Raw genomic sequence first — 22,992 nt, forward strand, 5'->3', positions numbered from 1 at the left:
TTTTAATTCCCTTTAGATAATTTTTTTCTCACTTGATGACCAATGTCATTTCTGAAGTAAATACCATCGAAATTAATTTCTTTTAAATTTTTGTATGCTTTTTCAAAAACTAAATCGAAATCTTTATCTTGACAGACAATACTTAATACTCTTCCCCCATCAGTTATTAATTCGCCATTTTTACTTAAGGAAGTACCTGAGTCGAAAATTTGACAATTACTTGAGTCAACTTTACCTATTTTTATTGGAAAACCGGTTTTATATTCGTTAGGGTAACCTTTTGAAGTTGCTATTACACAGCCACTAACCTTATCAGAAGTATTAATTTTTTCGTCACCAGTTAAATTTCCCATCGAGCATTTTTCTAAAAGCAATACAAAACTTTGATCCATCAGAGGCATTATAGTTTGGCATTCTGGATCACCAAATCTACAATTATATTCTATAACTTTGGGCCCAGATTTTGTGATCATTAATCCAAAATAAATTACCCCTTTATATTCAATATTTTTTTTATTTAGTTGGTTTATTGTAGGTTCAATTATCTCTTTGATAATTATGTCAAGGTTATCTTTTGTTAATAGCGGAGCAGGAGAATAGGCTCCCATTCCTCCTGTGTTTGGACCTTTATCTTTCTCATTTAGACGTTTGTGATCTTGCGCTGTTGGGAGTAATACATATCTCTTCCCGTCACAAAGAGCAAAAACTGAAACTTCTGGACCCTGAATTTTTTCTTCTAGAACCACCACATTTCCAGAGTCACCAAACTTGCCATTAAAGATTGATTCTGCTGCTCTTAAACAGTCATTTTTTGAATCAGGGATATAAACACCTTTTCCTGAAGCTAGCCCGTCTGCTTTCACTACTAAGGGAACCGGTGCTGAATTGATAATTTTTTGGGCTTCTTCTAGAGAATTAACTTTCCAAAAGTTTGCAGTTGGAATTTTCGCTTCTTGCATAAATTCCTTAGCCCAAGATTTGCTATATTCTAATTTTGCTCCATCTTTACCCGGACCAAATACTTTAAAGTCTTTTCCTCGAAGAAAATCTGCCAATCCATTTGCCAAAGGTATTTCTGGACCTATTACGATTAAATCTATTTTTAATAAATTAAGTTTTTCGATTAATTTTTTTTGATTATTAATATCAAATTTTATTCTTTCACATTTATTTATTCTTTCTGATCCTGCGTTGCCAGGGATTAAATAAACTTTTTTTACTAATTCATTTTTTTGGATAACCCAGGCTAAGGAATTTTCTCTCCCACCATTCCCAATTATTAAGATATTTTCTAATCTATTGAAGCTTTTGGAACTTGTTGAATTTATATGCATAAATTTGTATTTTGAAGGTTATTAGGTTTCGATAAAAAATTAGTTAACATTGAAAAACTAATTTGAAAAGTTGATATCCTAATAAATATGTTAATTACAAATCATACTTTTAGTAATCAATCGAGGTCCTAAATTAATGAATAATAAATATGAACTGATTTATGAAGGTAAAGCAAAAAAAGTATTTTCTCATGATGATCTAGATAAAGTAATAATTGAATTTAAAGATGATGCTACAGCTTTTAATTCTTTGAAAAAATCTAAATTTGAAGGGAAGGGCAAACTTAATTGCATGATAAGTGCAAGAATATTTGAATTTCTCATAAAGCATAATATTCCAACTCACTTTATTGAACTTAAAAATGAAAATACAATGATTGCCAAGAAAATAAAAGTAATTCCATTAGAAATTGTTTTGAGAAATATTGCTTATGGCTCTTTGTGTAAACAAACTACTATTAAACCCAGGACAATTTTGGTAAAGCCATTAATTGATATTTATCTTAAAAATGATCAACTAAATGATCCGTTAATTACAAAAGACAGGATTGAATTAATGAAAATAATAAGCCCTATAGATTTAAATTTAATAATAGATCTAACTTTAAAAATTAATGAAATCCTGAGAAGTTTTTTTAAAAACATTCAGCTTGAACTTGTAGATTTCAAATTGGAGTTTGGTTATGATTCTTCAAAAAATATTCTTCTCGGAGACGAGATAAGTCCTGATAATTGCAGATTGTGGGATCTCAATCAGAAAAATGATACAATTGTAAGCCTAGACAAAGACAGATTTAGAAATGATTTAGGTGGTTTAATTGAAGCTTATAGTGAAATCAATCGTAGAATTAATGATTTCACTTAACACTCTTAAATTAATAAAGATTAATTGATCTTAAATCAAAAATATTATGCAAAAAAAATTTTTAAAATTTAGAAAGGTTTTCACAAATATTGCTTGCTCTCCTTTGATTTTGATATCAAATAATTCAGAATTGGCAGCTAAGTACTTACCTGAAAATCTTGAGCAATCAATCAACATTTTTGAAAATAAAGATATTAGTAATAATTTTTTTGAGGATTTCGATAATAAACAAGCAAAGAATTTCTTAATTGCAGAAAACAAAGAAAACCTTAATCAAGAAAGTGTTCTTATCTCAGAAATAATTATTGAAGGTTGGGAAAATCATCCTGAGGGCAGAAAACTTGAATTAGCAGCATATGATTCTATGAGTATAAAGCCAGGAAGTATTGTTGATAACGAAATATTAAATAGAAATCTTAATGCGATTTATGCTAGTGGTTGGTTTTCAGGTGTCAAAATAAGGTCCCAAGATGGGCCACTAGGGGTGCGACTGATTGTAAATGTAGTACCTAATCCAATTTTGAAAAAAGTTGAAATTAAGCCAAAAAACTCTGTTATCTCTAGTGAATACTTAGATAGTATTTTTAATAATTTTTATGGTACAACTCTTAACCTCAAAGAATTACAAAATAAAATCCAAATAATAAAGAAGCGATATGAAAGTGAAGGTTATTCTTTAGCTAGGATTAGTGGACCAGATAGAATCTCTGAAAGCGGTATCATAACCTTAAATGTTTTAGAGGGTATAGTATCAAAAATAGAATTAAGATTCCCAGGATCTGATGGAGAATCTATTATCGATGGAAAACCTAGAAAAGGGAAAACAAAAGATTGGGTCATAAAAAGAGAATTAAAAACACAACCGGGTACCATATTTAACAGAAAGATATTAGAAGCTGATATCAGTCGACTCTATTCAACATCATTATTTGATGATGTCAAAGTGTCTCTTGGTCCTGATAATTTAAATCCCGGCCAAGTAATCATTTATCTAGATTTAAGTGAGCAAAGAACAGGATCATTAACTGGTGGCCTTGGATATAGCAATAGTTCTGGTATTTTCGCATCATTGGGTTTTCAGGAAACGAATGCACTTGGTAGAGCATGGTCAACAAATCTAAACTTGAATTTTGGTGAATATTCGACGACTTATAATTTTTCTTTAATTGATCCATGGATTAAAGGAGATAAGCATAAGACTTCTTTCAGAACTAATTTATTCTTAAGTAGGAATTATCCTCAAGAATTTAGAAGCGAAAGTAACGGAAAGATATATGCAGTTGATGACACCAATACTTCTAGTTCCGATACTTTCTCATCAATTATTCTAGAAAAAACAGGAGGGGGTTTTTCTTTCTCTAGGCCTCTTAATGGTGGAGATCCATTCAAAGTTACAAAATGGAAGGTCCTTGCAGGAATGAACTTTAAAAGAGTAAGAATGATTGATAGTAGTGGTAATAGAAAGCCTCACGGAGACATGACCCCTACAACAGGAAACATTAGTGAAATAATTTGTATAGGTTATACACCTTCAGATGGCTCGTGTCCAGATGAAAACACCCTAGTAAGTTTTGTGGCAAATACATCTAGGAATAATTTGAATAATCCTATAAATCCAACTGCCGGAAATAAACTTACTTTAGGAAGTGAGCAGTTTATTCCACTTGGTGAAAATTCTCCAACTTTTAATCGCATGAGTGCCTCATATGCAATTTTCATTCCTACGAGATTAGTAAATTTAACAAAAGGTTGTAGGTCTGGCGATCTATCCAATAATGATTGCCCTCAAGCTATTGGTTTTCAATTAAAAGGTGGAACAATTATTGGTGAATTGCCTCCTTATGAAGCATTTTGTATGGGAGGCACCTCATCTGTAAGAGGATGGTCTTCTTGCGACTTGGCTGTAAGCAAGACCTTTGTTGAAGGAACAGCAGAATATAGATTTCCTGTATGGAGGATGATTTCAGGGGCTTTATTCGCTGATGCGGGAAGTGATTTAGGCTCTCAAGATGATGTCCCAGGGAAACCAGGTAAATTATTAAAAAAATCAGGTTCAGGTTTTTCTCTTGGTGGAGGGATAGGTGTTAAAACGCCAATTGGGCCATTAAGATTAGATGTTGCTAGTAAGGACTTAAGTGGAGAATGGAGATATACACTTGGAGTGGGATGGAAGTTTTAAGTGTTTTCTTGGCCTACTAGTTATGATTCTTGCTATACCTTAGCTGGTGATATTTCCAGAGAGGGTATAGGCCTTCATAGTGGAGAAAAAACAAGAGTAAAAATTTCAAGTTATGAAAAAGAAGGATATCATGTTTCTTTTAAGGACAAACCTAATGAGATTTATAAACTTAGTCAAGATTTAATTGGAAGTACGATGCTTTGTACAGCAGTTAAATTAGGAGGGAGAAATTTATACACTATTGAACATTTGTTGTCTGCAATGGCTGGGTGTGGGTTAAGTTATATTCATATTGAGGTTGATGGTAAAGAAATTCCACTTTTAGATGGATCGGCAATCCAGTGGGTTAGAGAGTTTGAAGCAGTTGGTATAAAAAAAGCACCTAAACCAGATAATTTTTTTCGACAGATTAATAAATCAATAATTTTAAACAAAGAAGGTTCAGTAATAGCAGCAACCCCCTCTGAAAAAACTATCATTATTTCCACTATAAGTTTTTCCTATAAAGCAATTGGAAATCAAACCTTTGTAATTGATTTAAATCCAAAAAATTTCGTTGAAATGATTGCTCCAGCTAGAACATTTGGTTTTAAGGATCAATTTCAAGAATTAAATGAACTTGGATTAATTAAGGGAGGAAGTTTGGAAAATGCCCTTGTCTGCGATGGTGATGAATGGGTTAATCCGCCATTAAGATTTGATGATGAACCAATAAGACATAAAATTTTGGACCTTATTGGGGACTTGGCTTTGGTAGGGTTACCTAAGGCTCAAATTTTAGTTTATAAAGGATCGCATTCTTTAAATGCTTTATTGGCCTCATCGCTTAAAATTTAACTTTATCTTTAATTATTTTGGAAAAGAAATTATCACCTGAAAATAATCAGCTATGCTCAGAACAAATACTAGGTTTATTACCTCATAGATATCCTTTTGCTCTTGTTGATAAGGTATTGGAGCACATTCCTGGGGAGCGAGCTGTTGCAATAAAAAATGTAACTTTAAATGAGCCTCAATTTCAAGGACACTTTCCTGAAAGACCCTTAATGCCTGGAGTTCTTATTGTTGAATCGATGGCTCAAGTTGGAGGAATAATAGTAACGCAAATGCCTAATCTACCTAAAGGACTTTTTGTCTTTGCCGGAATAAATAATGTTAAATTTAGAAAACCTGTAGTGCCTGGGGATCAATTGATAATTACTTGTGAATTATTGAGTATTAAAAGACAAAGATTTGGTAAGGTCAAAGGTGAGGCACACGTTGATGGGAAGTTAGTTTGTGCTGGAGAATTAATGTTCTCATTAGTTGATTAGGGATATGGATAGTAAAAGTACTGAATTTAAATCAAACATGAAAGGTGTTAAGGTGCATCCAAACGCTTTTGTTGATCCGAGTGCCGAATTACATGATGGAGTCATTATCTCTCCGGGAGCTATAGTTGGTCCTGATGTCATTATTGGTAATGGGACTGAAATTGGACCGAATGCTGTCATAACGGGGAAAACTCAAATTGGTAAGAATAATAAAGTTTTCCCGAATGTTTTTATAGGCCTGGATCCTCAAGATCTTAAATATAAAGGAGCCTCTACTGAAGTAATTATTGGGGATAATAATACTTTTAGAGAATGCGTAACTATTAATAAGGCAACCAATGAAGGAGAAAAAACTGTTATTGGAAATAATAATTTGTTAATGGCATACACACATATTGGCCATAATTGTGAACTTGGCAATAGGATCGTTTTATCAAATAGTGTCCAAGTAGCAGGTCATGTAAAGGTTGAAGATAATGCAATTATTGGCGGCTGTTTGGGTATTCATCAATTTGTACATATTGGATATCTTGCAATGATTGGGGGAATGACAAGGGTTGATAGAGACGTCCCTCCTTTTTGTTTAGCCGAAGGACATCCCGGAAGGTTGAGAGGTTTGAATAGGATAGGAATTAAAAGAAGTGGTTTGATGGAAAACAACAATTTTGACTTAAAATTACTTCAAACTACTTGGAATCTTCTATTTAAATCTAATGACGCGATTACAAATTCATTAGACAAAGCAATGAACGGAGAATTAGATCTTTCATCTTCAAAATTATGTATTTTTTTAAAAAAATCAATATCGAAGGAAAGGCGCGGACCAATGCCCGTAATGAATTTATGAATAAAAAGATATTTATAAGTACTGGAGAAGTCTCTGGAGATTTGCACGGAAGTTTGTTATCAAAAGCATTATTAGATGAAGCAAAGAATAACTCCATTGATTTAGAAATTTGCGGATTAGGTGGTGAAAGGATGAAGAAAGAAGGTGTAAAAATTCTTCAAGATACTACATCCATAAGTGCAATAGGAATTTGGGAGGCTTTACCTCTTATTCTGCCAACAATAAGAATTCAAAGAAGATTTTATAAACTATTAAAAAAATATCCTCCAGATTGTTTAATTTTGATTGACTATATGGGTCCGAATATAAAAATTGGAACTCAATTGAAAAGATCAAAGACTAAAATTCCAATTTTTTACTACATAGCTCCTCAAGAATGGGCCTGGAGGGTTGGAAATAATACTACGACAAATTTAATAAATTTTTCTGATAAGATTTTTGCAATTTTCAAGAAAGAAGCATTTTTTTATAAAAAGAGGGGTGGAAATGTTTTGTGGGTGGGACATCCAATGATTGATTTAACAAAAAAACTTCCTTTTAAAAAAGATGCCCGAGCCATTTTAAGTCTTCGTCCAGATCAAAGCATTCTACTTTTAATGCCCGCATCAAGACCCCAAGAATTGAAATATATATTACCTACTTTTATGTTGGCGGCTAGAAAATTACAACAAAAATATCCAAGTTTAGTTGTCTATATTCCCTCCTGTAGGAAAGTTTTTGATGAAAGATTCAAAAAGGCCTTCAGAAAATATCAAATTAAAGGAAAAGTGATTTCTCAACAAGATAATGCAAGATTAAAGCCTTATATTTATTCGCTTACAAAAATTGCTCTTTGCAAATCTGGGACAGTTAATATGGAATTAGCTCTATATGGAATACCACAGATTGTTGGTTATAGAGTCAGTAGGATTACTGCTTTTATTGCAAAAAAAATTCTCAATTTTCAAGTTAGATTTATTTCTCCTGTAAATTTGTTAGTTAATAAATTAATAATCCCTGAATTTGTACAGAGTGAGTTCGAGGAAAATAAGATCTTCTATAAATCTTGTAAAATTATTGAAGGGAAGTCAGAAAAAGTAAAAATTAAGAAAGGTTATGCTTTTTTAAAAAAAGAATTAGGCGAAGAGGGTGTTGTTAAAAGAACTGCTAAAGAAATTATCAACTCTATTATATGAATTTTATAATAAAAAAATGAAATATTTTTTACCTCTAATAGTTGCACTTTCAGTATTAATAAACCCTTTAAATGCTGTTGCGGAAGAATTGGTTCTTGCAGGAGGTTGTTTTTGGTGTTTAGAACATGACTTAGAGTATTTAAAAGGAATTAATTCTGTACAAAGTGGCTATTCAGGTGGGGATTTACAAAATCCAACTTACGAAAATCATGAAGGGCATCAGGAAGTGGTTTTGGTGGACTATGATTCCCAATTGGTCACTTTGCCTGAGATATTAAGGCTCTATTTAAGAAATATTGATCCTTTGGATGGCAAAGGTCAATTTTGCGATCGTGGAGATTCTTACAGGCCAGTAATCTTTTTTAAAGATGAACTTGAGAAAAGTGATGCAAGAAATGCAATTAAATCGGCCTCTAATGAGTTGCGAGTGCCATTAGAAAAAATATCTGTAGAACTAAAACCAAAAGGTCAATTTTGGTTAGCTGAAGAATATCATCAGGATTTTGCTGATAGAAATGAATTAAAATATAACTTTTATAGATTCTCTTGTGGGAGGGATCAGAAATTGGATAAATTATGGGGGCAAAACGCTAGATCAACAAATCTTTGGGCTGAATGATTTTAAATATAGTTATTTATTTTTAATCCATTGAACAAGAGTTTTAACTCCAAATCCAGTTGCACCTGATGGATTAATCCCCTTACTTTTATCAGTCCAACAAGTCCCAGCAATATCAATATGAGCCCATTTAATTTCTTTATCAAAGAATTCCTCTAAAAACAAAGCAGCAGTAATAGACCCACCTGCTCTAGGACCTGTATTTTTCATATCAGCTATATGAGACTTTAACCCTTCTTTATAGGATTTTTGTAAAGGCATTTGCCATAAATCCTCCCCAGCCTGAGACGATGCAGCTTTCAGATCATTTGCTAGATCATTATTATTGCTCCAAAATCCTGCCACATCGTTACCTAATGCAACAACAATAGCTCCAGTTAAAGTGGCAAGATCGATTATTGAATCAGGCTTTAAATTGGATGCGTATGTTAACGCATCAGCTAATGTGAGTCTACCCTCTGCATCAGTATTATTTATTTCAATTGTCTTACCATTTGATGCTTTAACTACATCTCCAGGATGTACTGCAGATCCATTTATCATGTTTTCACAAGCTGCAACAATAAAATGTATTTCTAGTCCCTTTGGTTTTATTGCTCCAAGTGCTTTTGCTGCTCCTAAAACTGCAGCGCTTCCGCCCATATCATATTTCATCATTTCAATTTGAGAGGCTCCTACTTTCAGGTTGTATCCTCCAGAATCAAAGGTTAAACCCTTCCCAACAAGCGCAATCTTTTCTTTTGTAGGCCCATCTGACTTCAAAGTGAGATGTATAAATTTAGGATCTAGATCAGAACCTTTTGCTACAGCTAAATATGCACCCATTCCTAAATCTTCACAATCTTTTGCCTCTAAAATTTTTACTTCCAAACCATGATCTTTAGCTATTTGAGAGGCTTGCATAGACATTTCCTTTGGTGTAAGACTATTTGGAGGAGCGGCTACAAGTCTTCTGGCTAGTTCTACCCCTTCACATATTTTTTCTGTTTCCTCAAAGCTAATATTCTCAAATTTATTAAAATTTAAAAACTCTATTTCTTTAAGAACTTTCTCTTCATCTTTTTTCTTGTTGAATCTATTGTCCTTATAAGCAGATAATCTGGCTGACTCAGCTAATTGATTTATTTCTAATTTTGAATTTATTAATTCCCAAGGTAGCAAGATGCTGATTTTTTCATTTTTATCAAAAGTTTTCCTAATAAGATTTCCTATGGAGTTTTCTATATCACTTTTTTTTAGGTCTTTCGATTTGCCAAGACCAACTATTATTAAAGTTTCTAATTTTTGATCTAAAAATTCAAAACTTAGAGTTTTTCCTTTTTCTCCTTTAAATTTTTTTTGAGAAACTTTTTTTAGTAGTAATTTTGGGTCAACAACAAATTTTATTTTTTCAAGTTGGCTTGCAATTTCTTCCTCTAAAACTCCAAAAATTAATGAATCACCTTGCCAGTCATCTAGATTTTTTTTGAATGTAGAAAATTGCATTTGTAAAATGGATTTAATTAACTTTTAGTTGTTTGTGAAAGTAGTTGCCCACCTATCTCGGGTTTCTTTATTAAAAGGTGGTAACCATAAATATATCAGTTGCTGTTCTAATTTACGTCTTAATTTTACTTCTTTAGGTACATCTAAGAAGAAACGAATATCTTGGTGACTTGAGAGGTTGTTATCGGCTAGGGCTTCTTTATAATTATTGAGATAATTTTTACAGTCATGTTCTCCCTTCCATCTTTTATTTGCTAGGTTTGTTTCACCAATATATAGTATTATTTTTGAACTCTCCATCGAGTCAATCACAAAATACATCGCTGGACCATTGTGTATATATTGATTGGTTCTCCAAAAGTTTAATGATAATGGCTGCAGAGAAAAAGGATCAATTTTTCTTTCATTGGAAATTGTATTTATGGCAAGACTAGTTTGGTGCAAATTTTTATTGTGAGCATCCTTTGAAATTTTAAATTGATGATTATGGATTCTAGTTCTCCATTGAGTAAGGATTTTGCCTTTGATTTTTAGATTATTTGAGTGTTGAAAATTAATTGATGTATTCACATTTGAACCAAATAATTCAAATTGTCTATTTTGATTTGAAATATTATTTACGTTAAATTTTTCCAATATTTATGAAACATGTCTACTTAATTTTATTCTGAAAAAATATAAATCAAAGAATTATTTATAAACTAAAATTTATTAATGTTCTAATCAATTTAAAAGATTCTTGTTATCTTGTAATTGAGCCTTAATCTTGCGAAGTAAAAAAATAGAAATGGGATTCTTTGAGTCAGACATTGTTCAAGAAGAAGCTAAAAAGCTTTTTACGGATTACCAAGAACTTATGAAACTTGGCTCTGATTATGGAAAATTTGATAGAGAAGGGAAAAAATTGTTTATTAAAAAAATGGAATCTCTTATGGATCGTTACAAGGTTTTTATGAAGAGATTTGAATTGTCTGAAGATTTCCAAGCCAAAATGACAGTAGAACAATTAAAGACACAGTTAAGTCAATTTGGGATTACTCCTGATCAAATGTTCGATCAGATGAATAAAACCTTAATAAGAATGAAGGATGAACTTGATAAAACTTCTTAAATTTAACTTTTAAAGCTTCATGTCAGATAATTTAATATTGCCATCATGGCTGTCAAGAGGAATAGAAGAATATTTTCCAATTAAGGGAACAGACCAAACTTTCTCGGAGATAATCGATAATGCGAAAAAAAATAATAAAAAATTAAGGGTTAAACTAGGAATCGATCCAACTGGAACAGATATTCATCTTGGGCACAGCATATTGTTCAAAAAACTTAGGGCATTCCAAGATAATGGACATGTTGCGGTTTTAATTATTGGAGATTTTACTGCTCAAATTGGTGATCCAACTGGAAAAAATAAAACAAGAGTGCAGTTATCGGAAAAACAAGTTAAGGATAATGCAAAAACATACTTAACCCAACTAGGAATGGGTAAATCAGCTAATGAATCTATTTTGGATTTTGATTCAAAAGATAGGATAGAAATTAGATACAACAGTGAATGGTTAAAAGGATTAGATCTTAATTCGATAATTGAGTTAATGGGGAGTGCAACAGTTGGTCAAATGCTAGCTAAGGAGGAATTTAATAAAAGATACACTTCACAAGTTCCAATTGCTTTGCATGAATTTTTATATCCATTATTACAAGGTTACGATTCGGTGGTTGTTCAATCAGATATTGAGCTTGGAGGTACAGATCAGAAATTTAATATTGCAATAGGAAGAGATCTTCAGAGGCATTTTAAACAAGAACCTCAATTTGGTGTCCTGTTGCCAATTTTGACAGGCTTGGATGGAATTAAGAAGATGAGTAAATCTGAATTTAACACCGTCGGTTTAACTGATGATCCTCTTTCAATGTATTCAAAATTAGAAAAAGTACCCGATAATATTATACCTACCTATTTTGAATTACTTACTGAATTAGATTTAAGTTTGCTTGATAACACAAATCCTCGTGAATTACAGAGAAGAATGGCTTTAGAGGTTACTACTTTGTTCCACGGGGCTCAAGAAGCATTAAAAGCGCAATCAAATTGCGAAAAATTATTTCTTGGGCACAAAGAAAAAGTTGGAGAAATTCCAGAGATTTCATTAAAAGAAATAGTTTTTCCAGTTAAGTTTTTTTACTTGCTAAGTGCGCTAAAACTTTTCAAATCTAGCAGCGAATCCAAAAGATCTATCAAAGGTGGGGGTGTAAAAATTGATAGTCAGAAAGTAATCAATCCTGATTTAGTTTTTAATTCAAAAAATGATTTGGAAGGGAAAATTCTGCAAATTGGGAAAAAAATAATTAAGAGGTTTGAAAACTGAAAATTCATGAATAAAAGATTTAATTCAGAAGATAAAATAATATTGGCAATTGATGGATTAGATGTAAATCAAGCAAAATTACTTCTGGAAAAATGTCCTAATATTAAATGGGTTAAAGTTGGTTTAGAGCTTTTTGTTAGGGAAGGTCCAAGAGCTGTTGAAATATTAAAAGGTTTAAATAAAAAAATTTTTTTAGACTTAAAATTTCATGATATTCCAAATACAATGCGTTCGGCATGTTTCGAAGTTTCAAAATTAGGAGTTGATATAATTTCTATTCATGCTTCAGCAGGTTTAAAAGCCCTTAAGGATTCGAAGAAAGCATCTTTAGAAGGAGCTACGTCAGTAAGTGTTAAACCTCCATTTGTTGTAGGAATAACTGTTTTAACAAGTTTTTCTCTTAAAGATTTTCAAACTGATCTTGATAGAAATAATTCAATTGAAGAAAATGTATTGAGACTTGCAAGATTATCTTATGATGCTGGATTAGATGGATGTGTTTGTTCCCCATGGGAGGTAAAAATGTTGAGATCAATTTATAAAAATAATTTTGAACTTATTACACCAGGCATCAGATTAAATATTGACAGTAAAGATGATCAAAATAGAATTATGACTCCCTATGAAGCTATAGATAATGGCGCTTCTAAGCTAGTCATTGGTAGATCAATATCAAAAGCAGGAGATCCTAACAAAGCTCTAATAGAAATATTTAAATCTATTGATTCTGATTAATTTTAGATTCTTCTCCCTTTAGTAATCTTTTTATGTTTGTTCTATGTTTCCAGATTACTAATAATGCCACAATTAAACTTATAAAAAAATATGAGTGAATAAATTTACCTAGGTAAAAAAACATAAAAATAGGAAGTAAGATTGCAGCTGAAATACTGGATAAAGAAACAAATTTAGTTTTTGTTAGGACTATTAAAAAAATACCAAGAGATGCGAGTCCAACTTTCCAAGAAAGAGCTAAAAACATACCTAATCCAGTTGCGACAGCTTTCCCTCCTTTACCTCTAAGCCATATTGGCCAAATATGTCCTGAGATAGCGGATATCCCTGCTACAACCTCTATTAAACCTTGATCTGTGTAATATTGAGCAATTTTTACTGCAAGAAGGCCTTTCCCAACGTCAATGATAAATACAAAAAGTGCTGGCCATTTTCCAACATTTCTTAAGACATTTGTGGCACCTGTAGATCCAGAACCTATAGTTCTTAGATCTATATTTTTGAGATATTTCCCAATTAAAAAACCTGTCGGAAATGATCCTAAAAGATAACTTGTAAAAATTATTAAAATATTCATAAAGCTTAGTTTAGTTCAAGATCATCGAAAATTTCATTATCTGAACCAGCAAATGCAACCCATAATGGGAATTGAAGTATTGGAATTTCAACAGAGGTTTCTGCAGCATCAATGATAATAAATGGCAATTCTTCATTCGCCTCTAATCTATCAGCTCTCTCGATGACACCTTCAGGCCTTTCAAAAAGAACAATCCCACTATTAGGTCCAAAGTCGTCCCTTGTAAGACCAAGTGAATCTTGAAGAATTCTTCTCCATTCACCTAATCGTTCAGGCTGCGAAGCTAAAATAAGAGTCTGAAACTGATCTCCATATAATTCGCCAAGAATAGATATTAAACCCGCTGATAACAAGACATTTTTTTGTCGAGAACCTCTACTTTCAAGAGAACCTCTTCCGCCCATGTTAAAGAACCAATCATCCATAATTTCTATATCTGATGAATCAAGACTCCTTCTTAATTTCCAAGGTTCTGCATAAAAGTCCGGTTGTTCTGTAAAACTTGAAAAGCAACTTTTTATAATTTCTTCATCTGGCTTAAATGTTTCAGAAAGAGCAGGAACATTAACCACATTGCTCGTTACATTGTCTTGTTTTTTTTCATCGAGTGGAGATGGCTTTACGATTATTGGTTGAGAAACTAATTCAAGTTTCTCAACGTTTTGTGAAAGATTCTGCAAAGCTCCAGTTAAATACTCCTGAAAGCCTTTCACTCTCTTGGCGATATTATCTGACTGTCCTTTGAAATTTGATTCAATATCTTTTTCTATTTCATTTTTTTTTGTTTCTAATTCTTTTATTTCTTTAACTAAAGAGTCTTTTTTTGAAACGAGATCTCTAAAAATTTCATTAGAAATTTCATCGAAAGATTTATTTGATTTGTCGTTTTTTGGTGTAATTTTTTTATTTTGTGTTGTATTTTTCTTACTAAATTGTTTGGTTTTATCATCTGAACTTGACTTATCTATTATTAATTCCTTTTCAGGATTATTGTCGGAAATTTCTTTATTGGTCATTTAAGTAATTTTGAAGAATAGGCAAAGTCTGAATTTTAAGAATTTTTAATTTCCAGGGAGTCAACTTTTTTTATGAGCTCATCTTTTAATTGCTTTGGATTAAATAAAATTGGTAATAAATGAGGACTGGACTTTTCTCTAAAATAAAAAATACCTGGGATAAAAGGGAAAAAGAATTTCCATGAAATCCAGTTTTTGAATGGAAAAGTTCTAATCTCCTTCCCTAATTGTAAAACGATAAAATCATCATTTGTTATTTTTATTCTTAAGGTGAATGACTGAAGTAATAAAAAAAAGCTAAAAGAAGCAAAAACTATCGTTGGCAAAGAACCAATATTCAAAAACAAAAGCATAAAACTTAAAACTATTAGAATGATTGGCAACTGAAATGATGGAGATATGATTACTGGCTCCTCTTTTTTTGATTTAGTGTTAAACATAGGATCATCCAAATAAAATTTGTGTTAGAAACACATCCATTAAAGATACAGTAACGAGAGTCATCACAACTGCGCCTGTTGTACTTGTTCCAACCTCCTTTGGACCACCTTTAGTTGTGAGTCCATATCCACAAGCAATGATTGAAATAAGTAATCCGAAGACTACAGATTTTATTAACATTGAAGTTAAGTCTGTACTAGTTAAACTTACATTACCTGATCTTACAGATGTCCAAAAAACTATTGGAGGAACTTTATAAAAAATTGTGCTCCAAATTTGTCCGCTCCATAAAGCTACAGATAAAAACAAAAGACACTGTATTGGAGACATTATTACCATCGATAGTAACCTTGGAACTACCAAGTATTGGACTGGTTCGGTCCTTAACATGGTAATTGCCTCAATTTGTTCAGTAACTTTCATAGTGCCCAGTTGAGCAGCATATGCAGTCGCAACCTTTCCAGTCATTAATGTAGCAGTTAGAAGAGGAGCCATTTCTCTCGCCATGCCTACTGCTAATAAACCTCCAATTTCACTTGAAACCCCCATGCTTGTAAGTTGTGAAGCAACTTGAATATTAAAAACTGTACCTGCGGCAATTCCTGTAATTAATACAATTAACAAACTTCCAGGACCTGCCTCCATAAGTTGGTCAAAGAGATCATTTTTGGAAATTTTACCCTTAAAGATAAAATTAATCGCTTGCCCTCCAATGATTAAGCTGCTTAGAAGTCTTTTGAGAAAATTAAGGTAATACATATCTTTATATTAGTTTGTAATTAATTTTCGATCCCAATTTCTCATGATTAAAAGACCAATTATTACCAGTATTGAGGGTATCAAACCAATACATAATCTAATAGTTAATTGTGCTGAGTAGCATTGTTCAATAATATTTAGACCGTCTTTATCAACAATGCATGATTGATAACCAGATAAATACAATAAAAATCCTAATAATTGAACACTAAATGCAATACCAATCTTCTGAATAAGTACCATCCAAGCAGTGTATAGTCCGGCTGGTTTCTCTGGATCTTCATCTATCGCATCAGGAAGTAGTGACCAAGGGATAAGAAAAGCGGTTGAAGCTCCAATTCCAATAAGGCAGATTATAAAAATTAAGAGAATGAACAGAAATATGTTACTTGCATTTAGGAATAAACTATCTCCAACTCCTGAAATTTTTGATAAAGAGGGTAAAAATAAAGCCGCCGTACATGAAACAATCCACATAATCGATCCATAGTTTAAAGCTGAAATCCTATTCAATTTATTTGATACTCTGGTCCATATTTGTAAACCCACTAAAGCGCTAATTTGGAAAGGTATCGGGATCCACTTCGCAATATATGTTGGTACATTCAGTACATCCTCTACATAGATTAACGCTACCGTTTGCATCAATTGTAAGGCGCACCAGAGAAGAATATAAAGAGTAATAACTTTTAGAAATTTTTTATTTCTGAAGATCCTTTTGAATTGAAGTGTTATTGCTTCAACTTTTCCTGAAGGCCTTCTTGCTTTTTTTGCGAATGGAGCCAATCCCCAACAAGAAATTAATGTTGCAACAACTGCAATGCATCCACTTATTTTACCCATTAAAAAATATTCATTATTTGCTGATCCTTCAGAACCTAATACAATTCCAGCAATAATCAAACCAGTTAGTCCTGCAATTATTGAGCCAGTAAATCTAGATGCGTTCAGTCTTGTTCTTATTGCTGTTTTTTCAGAAATTTCAGTAGATAGAGCTGCAAAAGGGAGATTAATACTTGTATAAGCAGTCATTACGACTATAGAAATTATTGCAAAGTAAATAGTCTTGGTTAGCACGGAACCAGTGGGCGTCCACCATATCGCAGCTAAAGAGAAACCAAGAGGAACAGATGCTGCCACCATCCAAGGGATTCTAGGCCCCCATCTAGATTTGGTACGATCACTTAACCATCCAATTAACGGATCATTTACTGCATCCCATATTTTTATTAACATTAATAATGAACCTGCAATAATTACTGGTAAACCAGCAGAAATAAAGAATTTAAACAGAAAAAAACCAAATTGCGTCGCGACTAAACCTGTACCTGCGTCTCCTAGTCCATAAGAGAACATTAATCTTGTTGTTGATCGAGTAATATTTTTTTTCGAGTGTGAATTTTCCAATCTTTTTACTTTGTTGATTGTTTGATAATGTATTATTGCAATGGTAATTCTATTACTTAATGCGGGCGTGGTTTAGTGGTAAAACCTCAGCCTTCCAAGCTGAAGATGCGGGTTCGATTCCCGCCGCCCGCTTTTAGAATATATTATTTTTTGACCCAAATACTTCTTCTGAAATGATTAATAAAGAGCTTCTACTCTTTATTGAAACGGTTTTTTCATTTATAGTTAAGGGTTCAAAAATCGAAGGCATGCTAGTGTCAATAACTTTTAACCAATTATATTTACATTTCGGCAAGGGGAAATCGATACTATTTGAATATGCATTTAAACCTATCCATATCTGCGGATTAGTATTGCCTTTATTAAGGCTAAAGGCAATTGTGTGAGACCAACTACTCCAATCTGGGCTATCTAACTTTGTTCCATGCCAATGATATGTTGGAATCTTTTGATTGGGTTGATTGTTAGGGAAGAATGATGGATTAAAAAAATCTATTAGTTTCTTTCGAATTTTTATGACGTATTTAAAATATTCCAATAATTCTAAATCTTGTTGACCATGTTCCCAATTCATCCAGCCCAATAAATTATTCTGGCACCAAGAATTATTGTTACCGCCTTGTGACCTTCCTATCTCATCACCCATAAGTACCATTGGAACACCTTTAGAAATAAGTAAACTAAGAATAAGATTTTTTTGTTGTCTCTTTCTTAAATCATTTATTAATAAGTTTGAAGTTGGTCCCTCTATACCATGATTCCAAGAATTGTTATGGTTATCTCCATCTCTATTTTGTTCGCTATTGGCAAAATTATGTTTTCTATTGAAAGTTACTAAATCTTTTAGAGTGAATCCATCATGTGAAGTAATAAAATTTATTGATTTTGGGAGAATTTTATCTTCTTTATAAATTGATGGACTACCTTTTATTTTATCGCTCATATTCCAAGCTGTATCTTTATCTCCCTTCCAAAATTTACGCAAGTCATCTCTAAAATGACCATTCCAAGTAAAAGTATTCTTAGATGGGAAATCACCCAATTTATATAAACCACCACAATCCCAGGGTTCACTTATAAACTTTATATCAACAAGTTCTGGTTCACATTCTATATCTTCAAAAAGTGGAGGATTATCGAGTGGCGAAAGATTTTCTCCTCTTGATAGGGCAATACCTAAATCAAATCTAAAACCATCTATGCCAAATTCACTCGACCAACATTTTAATGATTCAATTATTAGTTTTCTAACTAATCCTCTATTTGCTGCGATAGTATTACCGCACCCAGAGACGTCCTGATAATTTTTATCTTCTCCTATAAAGTAATAAAGATTTTCATCTATACCTTTCCAAGATATTGCAGGTCCTTGAGAATCTCCCTCAGAAGTGTGATTGTATACAACATCTAAGATGACTTCAATATCTGCTTTATGACATTCTTCTACTAATCTTCTGAATTCCTCTCTATTCTTTTGGGCAGATTCATTCGAAAGATATTCAAAATGAGGGGTAAACCAATTGATGGGACTATAACCCCAAAAATTCTTTAAACCATTTGGTGCATCAGTTGGATCAAAACAAAAAATTGGAAGTAATTCAATTGTTGTAATACCTAGTTCTTTGAGATATGGAATTTTTTTTAAAAATTTCTTGCAACAACTTTCATTTTTATCAATTGATTCAGTGAAGGATTTGATATGGAGTTCATAAATGATTGTTTCTTCCCAAGAATGTTTCGGTCTTGGATAATCCTTAAAATTAAATAATTTTCTATCACAAACAACGCTTTTAAGACAAGAATGAGTATTTTCTTGAGTTTTTAATGCATTTTCTCTTTTATAACTTTCCCATCCAGAAATACCTCTTGAACATGGATCAAGTAATACTTTTTTTTCGTAGTTATTATTAATTTCATTATTTTTTTGTTTTATTCTATAAGCATAAATACAACCTTCATTTAGATTTTTTATTTCAACATGCCAGTAGGGACCAGTATTATGGGTTTTATCTAATTTCAATGTAGTTTTTGGGAAAATAGAGTCTTCTTTTTCAAAGAATAAAATTTCTACATATTCTGCATTTGTGGCTATTAGGGAAAAATTAACTCCTCGTGAAGTTAGAGAACTTCCTAAAGGGAATGGGTTACCTTTATTGATATGAGTCACTTTCTCTTTATCATTGATTAAACAAATATTGGGATAATTTATTCAAATAACTGATATATGAATAATAGATGCAAAATGAAAAAAAAACTTAAAATTAAGGTTTCACTAATCAACTTTATTAGATCTTGGAGAGTATAGATTTTCTAATTAATTACAATTTTTTCACCCATTTACTCAGTGCATAAAACGATTTAAAGAGAAAGTTTAATAATGAGAAAACCAGATTTTTCTTGATTTCAAAATACAAATCTTGCTTTTTCATGTGATGAGAACGAAATATTTTGAAAATTAATAAAACATAATAAATACTTCAAATTCTTAACTTTATGACCCTTTGACATTTCTCCCTTTAATAAATAAAGTTAGATTTTTTAATGCTAAATCTTGTGATACCAATGGCTTTTGCTGTTTTATTATTAAAGAGGCTATTTTTTATATAAGAAAAATATGCCCCTATAAAAATAAAAATCTTAGCTAAAAATGTCTCTAAGATTTGTATAAAGCTTTGCGCCGCCGGCATTTTCGGTTGCCGTATTTGAATTTGCTCCATATGATATGCAAGTTCGAGGTTTTTAGGCTTGATTAAAACTCTTGTCTTTAAATCTCTGCTTTACAAACAATTCAATGAACAAAGCTGATTTAGTAAATCTTGTTGCTGCTCGTACAGAGCTCACAAAAACGGATGTTTCTTTAGTTGTTGATGCAGCTATTGAAACTATTGTTGATTCAGTAGTGGAAGGCAAAAAAGTCTCCATACTAGGATTTGGTTCTTTCGAACCAAGAGATCGTTCTGCAAGACAGGGATTAAACCCTAAGACAGGCGAAAAAATTGCAATACCTGCTAAAAGAGTTCCAACATTTTCAGCAGGTAAACTTTTTAAGGATAGAGTTCAAGGGTAAACTTTTTAATCTATTTCTTTCTTTAATACCAAGGTGCTCTTATAGAGCATCTTTTTTTTTGAATTTCAATAAAATGCTATTAGCTCAATGACCAAAACTCCTAATAAGGTAACTCAAATGTTGAAGTCTAAAGAAGTAATGAAACATTTGACTTTTTTATTCCTTAACTTTTTGTTTGTGTCTAATTTTGTTATGGCAGAGACAATACCAATAAAATCAAAGATTTTAAAGGAATCTAGTGATTGTATTAAAGATTCTCAAAACCAAGTTTGTAAAGAGTTAGTTTATGAAATAGAAAAACTTCAGTTAGTTGTATTTGATCAACAAAGATTCAAATGTCAATCAAGTTTATTGGGGTTGCAGTCGGCAATTGTTGAAGCTTATTTTTTAAGAAATTTCTCAAATGAGAGAATTTCATATATGACCCCATATGTGATTAAAAATTGTTAACTATAGAAAAATTTTATTTTTTTGGAATATTATAAATTTGGAATTTAATTTGTAATGGTAAAAGGTTTCTCTGATAATGAAATTAAAATTGATACTGAAATAAAAGAATCAAAAAAAGAAAAAAAAGGCTTAGCAGCTTTTCTTAAAGGTAAAAAATTTACTTATACTTTGCCAGGCAAAAAACAAATCAATATTTTTGGATCAATAGTATTAGGCTTAAATTTAATTTTAATATTGCTAGTCATCCTTTACTTAAACAATCAAGATTTCCATGACTTTGTTTTTAATGTTGGTCGTTAAATATTTTTAGATCGAAAAAATTATTTAAATGATATATTTAAATTTTAGAAATTCTTATGAAGGAAGTAAATTTAGTTTTTCAAGTATTTTTGTTGTTAGTAACCCTTCTATTTTTAATATATTTTTTAACAGGTTACGACTCTGCTTTTGAGGCAGACCAGAATTGTCATTCATATCTTTCAAGTTACGAGAACATATCTGGAAATTATGGATGTGATCATGATACTGAGACACATCAGTGGATACTTTACGAGTCAAATGACAAAAAAGAACCAGCCACTATTATAAAGAAATTTAGGTACAAATTTTTATAAATCAAATTTCTTATAAAAAAACTTTGCACCTATTATTGATATTATTGCTGTAATTGTGAAAGTAAGATATTGATATAGGCTGCCTTCTTGGTAAATTTTATTTTTATAAAGAGGATAATCTATGAAAGAACCTAATGTTCCCCAAATTATTACCCAAACAGATATGTATAAGATAACTTTTATTGAGTTAGATTTTTTTTCTTCCATTTTTAATTGATACCAAAAATTGAGGAGGTCACAGGTCTACCCCTAAAAACTAACTCGGTTAATATGAGCATTAAGAATCCGATCATAGCTGCTCTACCATTCACAAGCTCAGCGCTGCTATTAAATCCAAAAACATTCTTTACTTCGTCCCCCTGATTGTCTACCCATTTTGAGTCTTCATTATCAGTTGCTGATTTATTATTAAATTCATCATTTTGATTTTCCATTGGTGAGTCTTTTTCTTGCATAGATTCTTTTTTTGTATATATTAATAATTTTTAGACTAATTTATCATTAAATTAAATTTTAGATAATACAAAAATTAAGATAAAAAAAATTATTATCCATAAAAACTGTAATCTCAAAATTAATCGACAAATTAATTTAATTTTCTCTCCAGTACAGGTATCTCCATTCGCATTGATTATTGGCTTCTCAATAATTTCTTTTTTGTATTTACTTCTTCCTCCTAGTTTAATCCCGGAAATATAGGCAAATATAGCTTCTGAAATCCCAGCATTAGGTGAATCATATTTTTTACCATCTAGATAACTTTTTTTTATGATTGAGATATATTGATTAAATTTGCTACTAACTAGAGGCAGTGTGATTAAAACTAATCTTGAAGGAAGAAACGTAAAAATATCTTCGATTTTTGCACTGAAAAAACCTAAATACCTAAAGTAATCATATTTGTAACCTATCATTGAATCTAAAGTACTTATTGCTTTATAAGAAAAACCAAGTGACAGAGGCCCTGGTAGGAAAATTGAAAACTTCATAAAAACGATTCCAATAAAAATCCAAAATAATGGCCCAAATATTCCATCAACAGAATTTTCGGTAAGACTCTCGGTACTTGATCTCAAAAGATGTTCTATGGAAGATGAACTCACATCCCTACTGACTATTCTTTGAACCTTCTCTTTTATTACTTTATTATTTTGGTCATTAATTTCCTTGCGTTCTATCAGCTCTGCAATCTCTCTTACACTAGAAATAAGTCCCCTAGTCGCAATACAACTTGAAAGTCCAAAAAAAATAAACAATCCACCTAAAAAATGATTTTTTGATTGTATATAACTGAGTTCTATCAATTTCCCTAAACTAAAACTTAATCCAATAGTGGATATAGAGATAATGAAGCCACCCCAAAATAATATTTTTTTATTTTCTTCAAAATTATTTATGAGGTAATCAGATAGTTTTTTTATGTAAAAGCCGATTATTTGAACAGGGTGTATTAAGGATCTTGGGTCGCCAATCAATAAATCAAAACCAATCGATCCAAGAAATATTAAAAATAAATTTATTTCAGCCAACTGAACATCGAGCGCAGTCCTTTACCTACTTTCTCAATTTCATGTTTTGAGTTCTCTTCTCTTAATTTTGTCATTAAGGGTTTGTTTTTATCGCATTCTTCCACAAAATTCTTTGCGAAAGTCCCATCTTGAATATCTTTTAGAATTTTCTGCATTTCTTTCTTCGTATCACTATTAATAAGTCTTTTGCCACTTACATAATCTCCATATT

Annotated in this window: 26 protein-coding genes, 1 tRNA gene and 1 pseudogene; 15 read left to right on the forward strand and 13 right to left on the reverse strand. The window is 31.6% G+C overall.

The window, feature by feature from the left end:
* Positions 1 to 2 precede the first annotated feature (2 nt).
* Positions 3 to 1,334, reverse strand: a complete 1,332-nt coding sequence (gene purD, locus EV01_RS07305; RefSeq protein WP_032518204.1) for a phosphoribosylamine--glycine ligase — start codon at positions 1,332 to 1,334, stop codon at positions 3 to 5.
* A gap of 136 nt (positions 1,335 to 1,470) precedes the next feature.
* Between purD and purC the strand changes: the two genes are divergently transcribed.
* The 7 genes from purC to msrA are packed head-to-tail and all read left to right on the forward strand — an operon-like array spanning position 1,471 to position 8,332.
* A complete protein-coding gene (gene purC / locus EV01_RS07300) occupies positions 1,471 to 2,199 on the forward strand; it encodes a phosphoribosylaminoimidazolesuccinocarboxamide synthase (protein ID WP_032518205.1) in 729 nt (242 codons plus the stop codon).
* A gap of 46 nt (positions 2,200 to 2,245) precedes the next feature.
* Positions 2,246 to 4,378 (forward strand): BamA/TamA family outer membrane protein, encoded by a 2,133-nt coding sequence (locus EV01_RS07295; protein ID WP_032518206.1) that lies wholly within the window; start codon positions 2,246 to 2,248, stop codon positions 4,376 to 4,378.
* The gene (gene lpxC / locus EV01_RS07290) at positions 4,379 to 5,215 is read left to right on the forward strand and encodes a UDP-3-O-acyl-N-acetylglucosamine deacetylase (RefSeq protein ID WP_032518207.1); all 837 of its coding nucleotides are present in this window, start codon (positions 4,379 to 4,381) and stop codon (positions 5,213 to 5,215) included.
* A gap of 17 nt (positions 5,216 to 5,232) precedes the next feature.
* The gene (fabZ, locus tag EV01_RS07285) at positions 5,233 to 5,691 is read left to right on the forward strand and encodes a 3-hydroxyacyl-ACP dehydratase FabZ (protein ID WP_032518208.1); all 459 of its coding nucleotides are present in this window, start codon (positions 5,233 to 5,235) and stop codon (positions 5,689 to 5,691) included.
* A gap of 4 nt (positions 5,692 to 5,695) precedes the next feature.
* On the forward strand, positions 5,696 to 6,538 hold the full coding sequence (gene lpxA / locus EV01_RS07280; protein ID WP_032518441.1) for an acyl-ACP--UDP-N-acetylglucosamine O-acyltransferase: 843 nt from the start codon (positions 5,696 to 5,698) through the stop codon (positions 6,536 to 6,538).
* Positions 6,535 to 7,713, forward strand: coding sequence for a lipid-A-disaccharide synthase (gene lpxB, locus EV01_RS07275; protein WP_032518209.1), 1,179 nt, complete (start codon positions 6,535 to 6,537; stop codon positions 7,711 to 7,713). Before lpxA ends, lpxB begins: the two co-directional genes overlap by 4 nt.
* A gap of 16 nt (positions 7,714 to 7,729) precedes the next feature.
* On the forward strand, positions 7,730 to 8,332 hold the full coding sequence (gene msrA, locus EV01_RS07270) for a peptide-methionine (S)-S-oxide reductase MsrA (RefSeq protein ID WP_032518442.1): 603 nt from the start codon (positions 7,730 to 7,732) through the stop codon (positions 8,330 to 8,332).
* Between the two features lie 12 nt (positions 8,333 to 8,344).
* Here msrA and EV01_RS07265 read toward each other — a convergent pair whose 3' ends face one another.
* Both EV01_RS07265 and EV01_RS07260 read right to left on the reverse strand, forming a co-directional pair.
* The gene (locus EV01_RS07265; protein WP_032518210.1) at positions 8,345 to 9,817 is read right to left on the reverse strand and encodes a leucyl aminopeptidase; all 1,473 of its coding nucleotides are present in this window, start codon (positions 9,815 to 9,817) and stop codon (positions 8,345 to 8,347) included.
* Positions 9,818 to 9,841: 24 nt separating this feature from the next.
* Positions 9,842 to 10,453 (reverse strand): hypothetical protein, encoded by a 612-nt coding sequence (locus EV01_RS07260; protein WP_032518211.1) that lies wholly within the window; start codon positions 10,451 to 10,453, stop codon positions 9,842 to 9,844.
* A gap of 151 nt (positions 10,454 to 10,604) precedes the next feature.
* Between EV01_RS07260 and EV01_RS07255 the strand changes: the two genes are divergently transcribed.
* The 3 genes from EV01_RS07255 to pyrF are packed head-to-tail and all read left to right on the forward strand — an operon-like array spanning position 10,605 to position 12,921.
* On the forward strand, positions 10,605 to 10,928 hold the full coding sequence (locus EV01_RS07255) for a DUF1825 family protein (RefSeq protein ID WP_025937526.1): 324 nt from the start codon (positions 10,605 to 10,607) through the stop codon (positions 10,926 to 10,928).
* 19 nt (positions 10,929 to 10,947) lie between these two features.
* Positions 10,948 to 12,186 carry a tyrosine--tRNA ligase gene (gene tyrS / locus EV01_RS07250; protein ID WP_032518212.1) on the forward strand — a complete coding sequence of 413 codons (1,239 nt, stop codon included), beginning with the start codon at positions 10,948 to 10,950 and terminating at the stop codon, positions 12,184 to 12,186.
* A 6-nt stretch (positions 12,187 to 12,192) separates the two neighbouring features.
* On the forward strand, positions 12,193 to 12,921 hold the full coding sequence (gene pyrF, locus EV01_RS07245; RefSeq protein WP_032518213.1) for an orotidine-5'-phosphate decarboxylase: 729 nt from the start codon (positions 12,193 to 12,195) through the stop codon (positions 12,919 to 12,921).
* Here pyrF and plsY read toward each other — a convergent pair.
* From plsY to EV01_RS07225, 5 genes are read right to left on the reverse strand one after another with little or no spacing between them, the layout of a single operon-like run.
* The gene (gene plsY, locus EV01_RS07240) at positions 12,905 to 13,498 is read right to left on the reverse strand and encodes a glycerol-3-phosphate 1-O-acyltransferase PlsY (RefSeq protein ID WP_032518214.1); all 594 of its coding nucleotides are present in this window, start codon (positions 13,496 to 13,498) and stop codon (positions 12,905 to 12,907) included. The two genes, pyrF and plsY, sit on opposite strands and share 17 nt — an antisense overlap.
* 5 nt (positions 13,499 to 13,503) lie before the next feature.
* Positions 13,504 to 14,514 (reverse strand): DUF3086 domain-containing protein, encoded by a 1,011-nt coding sequence (locus tag EV01_RS07235; RefSeq protein WP_032518215.1) that lies wholly within the window; start codon positions 14,512 to 14,514, stop codon positions 13,504 to 13,506.
* A 35-nt stretch (positions 14,515 to 14,549) separates the two neighbouring features.
* Entirely contained in the window at positions 14,550 to 14,954 is a 405-nt protein-coding gene (locus EV01_RS0108785) for a DUF3119 family protein (protein WP_032518443.1), read from the reverse strand.
* A 4-nt stretch (positions 14,955 to 14,958) separates the two neighbouring features.
* Positions 14,959 to 15,714 (reverse strand): MlaE family ABC transporter permease, encoded by a 756-nt coding sequence (locus tag EV01_RS07230; RefSeq protein ID WP_032518216.1) that lies wholly within the window; start codon positions 15,712 to 15,714, stop codon positions 14,959 to 14,961.
* A gap of 9 nt (positions 15,715 to 15,723) precedes the next feature.
* Positions 15,724 to 17,070 carry an MFS transporter gene (locus tag EV01_RS07225; RefSeq protein WP_032518444.1) on the reverse strand — a complete coding sequence of 449 codons (1,347 nt, stop codon included), beginning with the start codon at positions 17,068 to 17,070 and terminating at the stop codon, positions 15,724 to 15,726.
* Positions 17,071 to 17,182: 112 nt separating this feature from the next.
* Here EV01_RS07225 and EV01_RS07220 point away from each other — a divergent pair.
* A tRNA-Gly gene (locus tag EV01_RS07220) sits at positions 17,183 to 17,253 on the forward strand.
* 1 nt (position 17,254) lies between these two features.
* Here EV01_RS07220 and EV01_RS07215 read toward each other — a convergent pair.
* Positions 17,255 to 19,288 (reverse strand): glycogen debranching protein, encoded by a 2,034-nt coding sequence (locus EV01_RS07215; protein WP_032518217.1) that lies wholly within the window; start codon positions 19,286 to 19,288, stop codon positions 17,255 to 17,257.
* Between the two features lie 624 nt (positions 19,289 to 19,912).
* On the opposite strand from EV01_RS07215, the gene EV01_RS07205 reads away from it, so the two are divergent.
* The 4 genes from EV01_RS07205 (at position 19,913) to EV01_RS07190 (ending at position 21,252) form a co-directional block, all read left to right on the forward strand.
* Positions 19,913 to 20,188 carry an HU family DNA-binding protein gene (locus EV01_RS07205; RefSeq protein WP_011132955.1) on the forward strand — a complete coding sequence of 92 codons (276 nt, stop codon included), beginning with the start codon at positions 19,913 to 19,915 and terminating at the stop codon, positions 20,186 to 20,188.
* Between the two features lie 87 nt (positions 20,189 to 20,275).
* A complete protein-coding gene (locus tag EV01_RS07200; RefSeq protein WP_241433415.1) occupies positions 20,276 to 20,638 on the forward strand; it encodes a hypothetical protein in 363 nt (120 codons plus the stop codon).
* Positions 20,639 to 20,692: 54 nt separating this feature from the next.
* Positions 20,693 to 20,938, forward strand: a complete 246-nt coding sequence (locus EV01_RS07195) for a hypothetical protein (protein WP_032518219.1) — start codon at positions 20,693 to 20,695, stop codon at positions 20,936 to 20,938.
* Positions 20,939 to 20,994: 56 nt separating this feature from the next.
* A complete protein-coding gene (locus tag EV01_RS07190; RefSeq protein WP_032518220.1) occupies positions 20,995 to 21,252 on the forward strand; it encodes a hypothetical protein in 258 nt (85 codons plus the stop codon).
* On the opposite strand, the gene EV01_RS07185 is transcribed toward EV01_RS07190, so the two are convergent.
* The 4 genes and pseudogenes from EV01_RS07185 to EV01_RS0108790 form a co-directional block, all read right to left on the reverse strand.
* On the reverse strand, positions 21,247 to 21,459 hold the full coding sequence (locus tag EV01_RS07185; RefSeq protein ID WP_032518221.1) for a hypothetical protein: 213 nt from the start codon (positions 21,457 to 21,459) through the stop codon (positions 21,247 to 21,249). The two genes, EV01_RS07190 and EV01_RS07185, sit on opposite strands and share 6 nt — an antisense overlap.
* 2 nt (positions 21,460 to 21,461) lie before the next feature.
* Complete coding sequence (locus EV01_RS07180; protein ID WP_032518222.1) at positions 21,462 to 21,707, reverse strand: chlorophyll a/b-binding protein; 246 nt, start codon at positions 21,705 to 21,707, stop codon at positions 21,462 to 21,464.
* Between the two features lie 51 nt (positions 21,708 to 21,758).
* Positions 21,759 to 22,781 (reverse strand): adenosylcobinamide-phosphate synthase CbiB, encoded by a 1,023-nt coding sequence (gene cbiB / locus EV01_RS07175; RefSeq protein WP_032518223.1) that lies wholly within the window; start codon positions 22,779 to 22,781, stop codon positions 21,759 to 21,761.
* Positions 22,769 to 22,992, reverse strand: a pseudogene (locus EV01_RS0108790) (ketol-acid reductoisomerase); the annotation flags it as partial. The pseudogene EV01_RS0108790 and the gene cbiB, both read right to left, overlap by 13 nt.

The sequence above is a fragment of the Prochlorococcus marinus str. MIT 9401 genome (genome assembly GCF_000760095.1).
Taxonomy (GTDB): Bacteria; Cyanobacteriota; Cyanobacteriia; order PCC-6307; family Cyanobiaceae; genus Prochlorococcus_A; species Prochlorococcus_A marinus_I.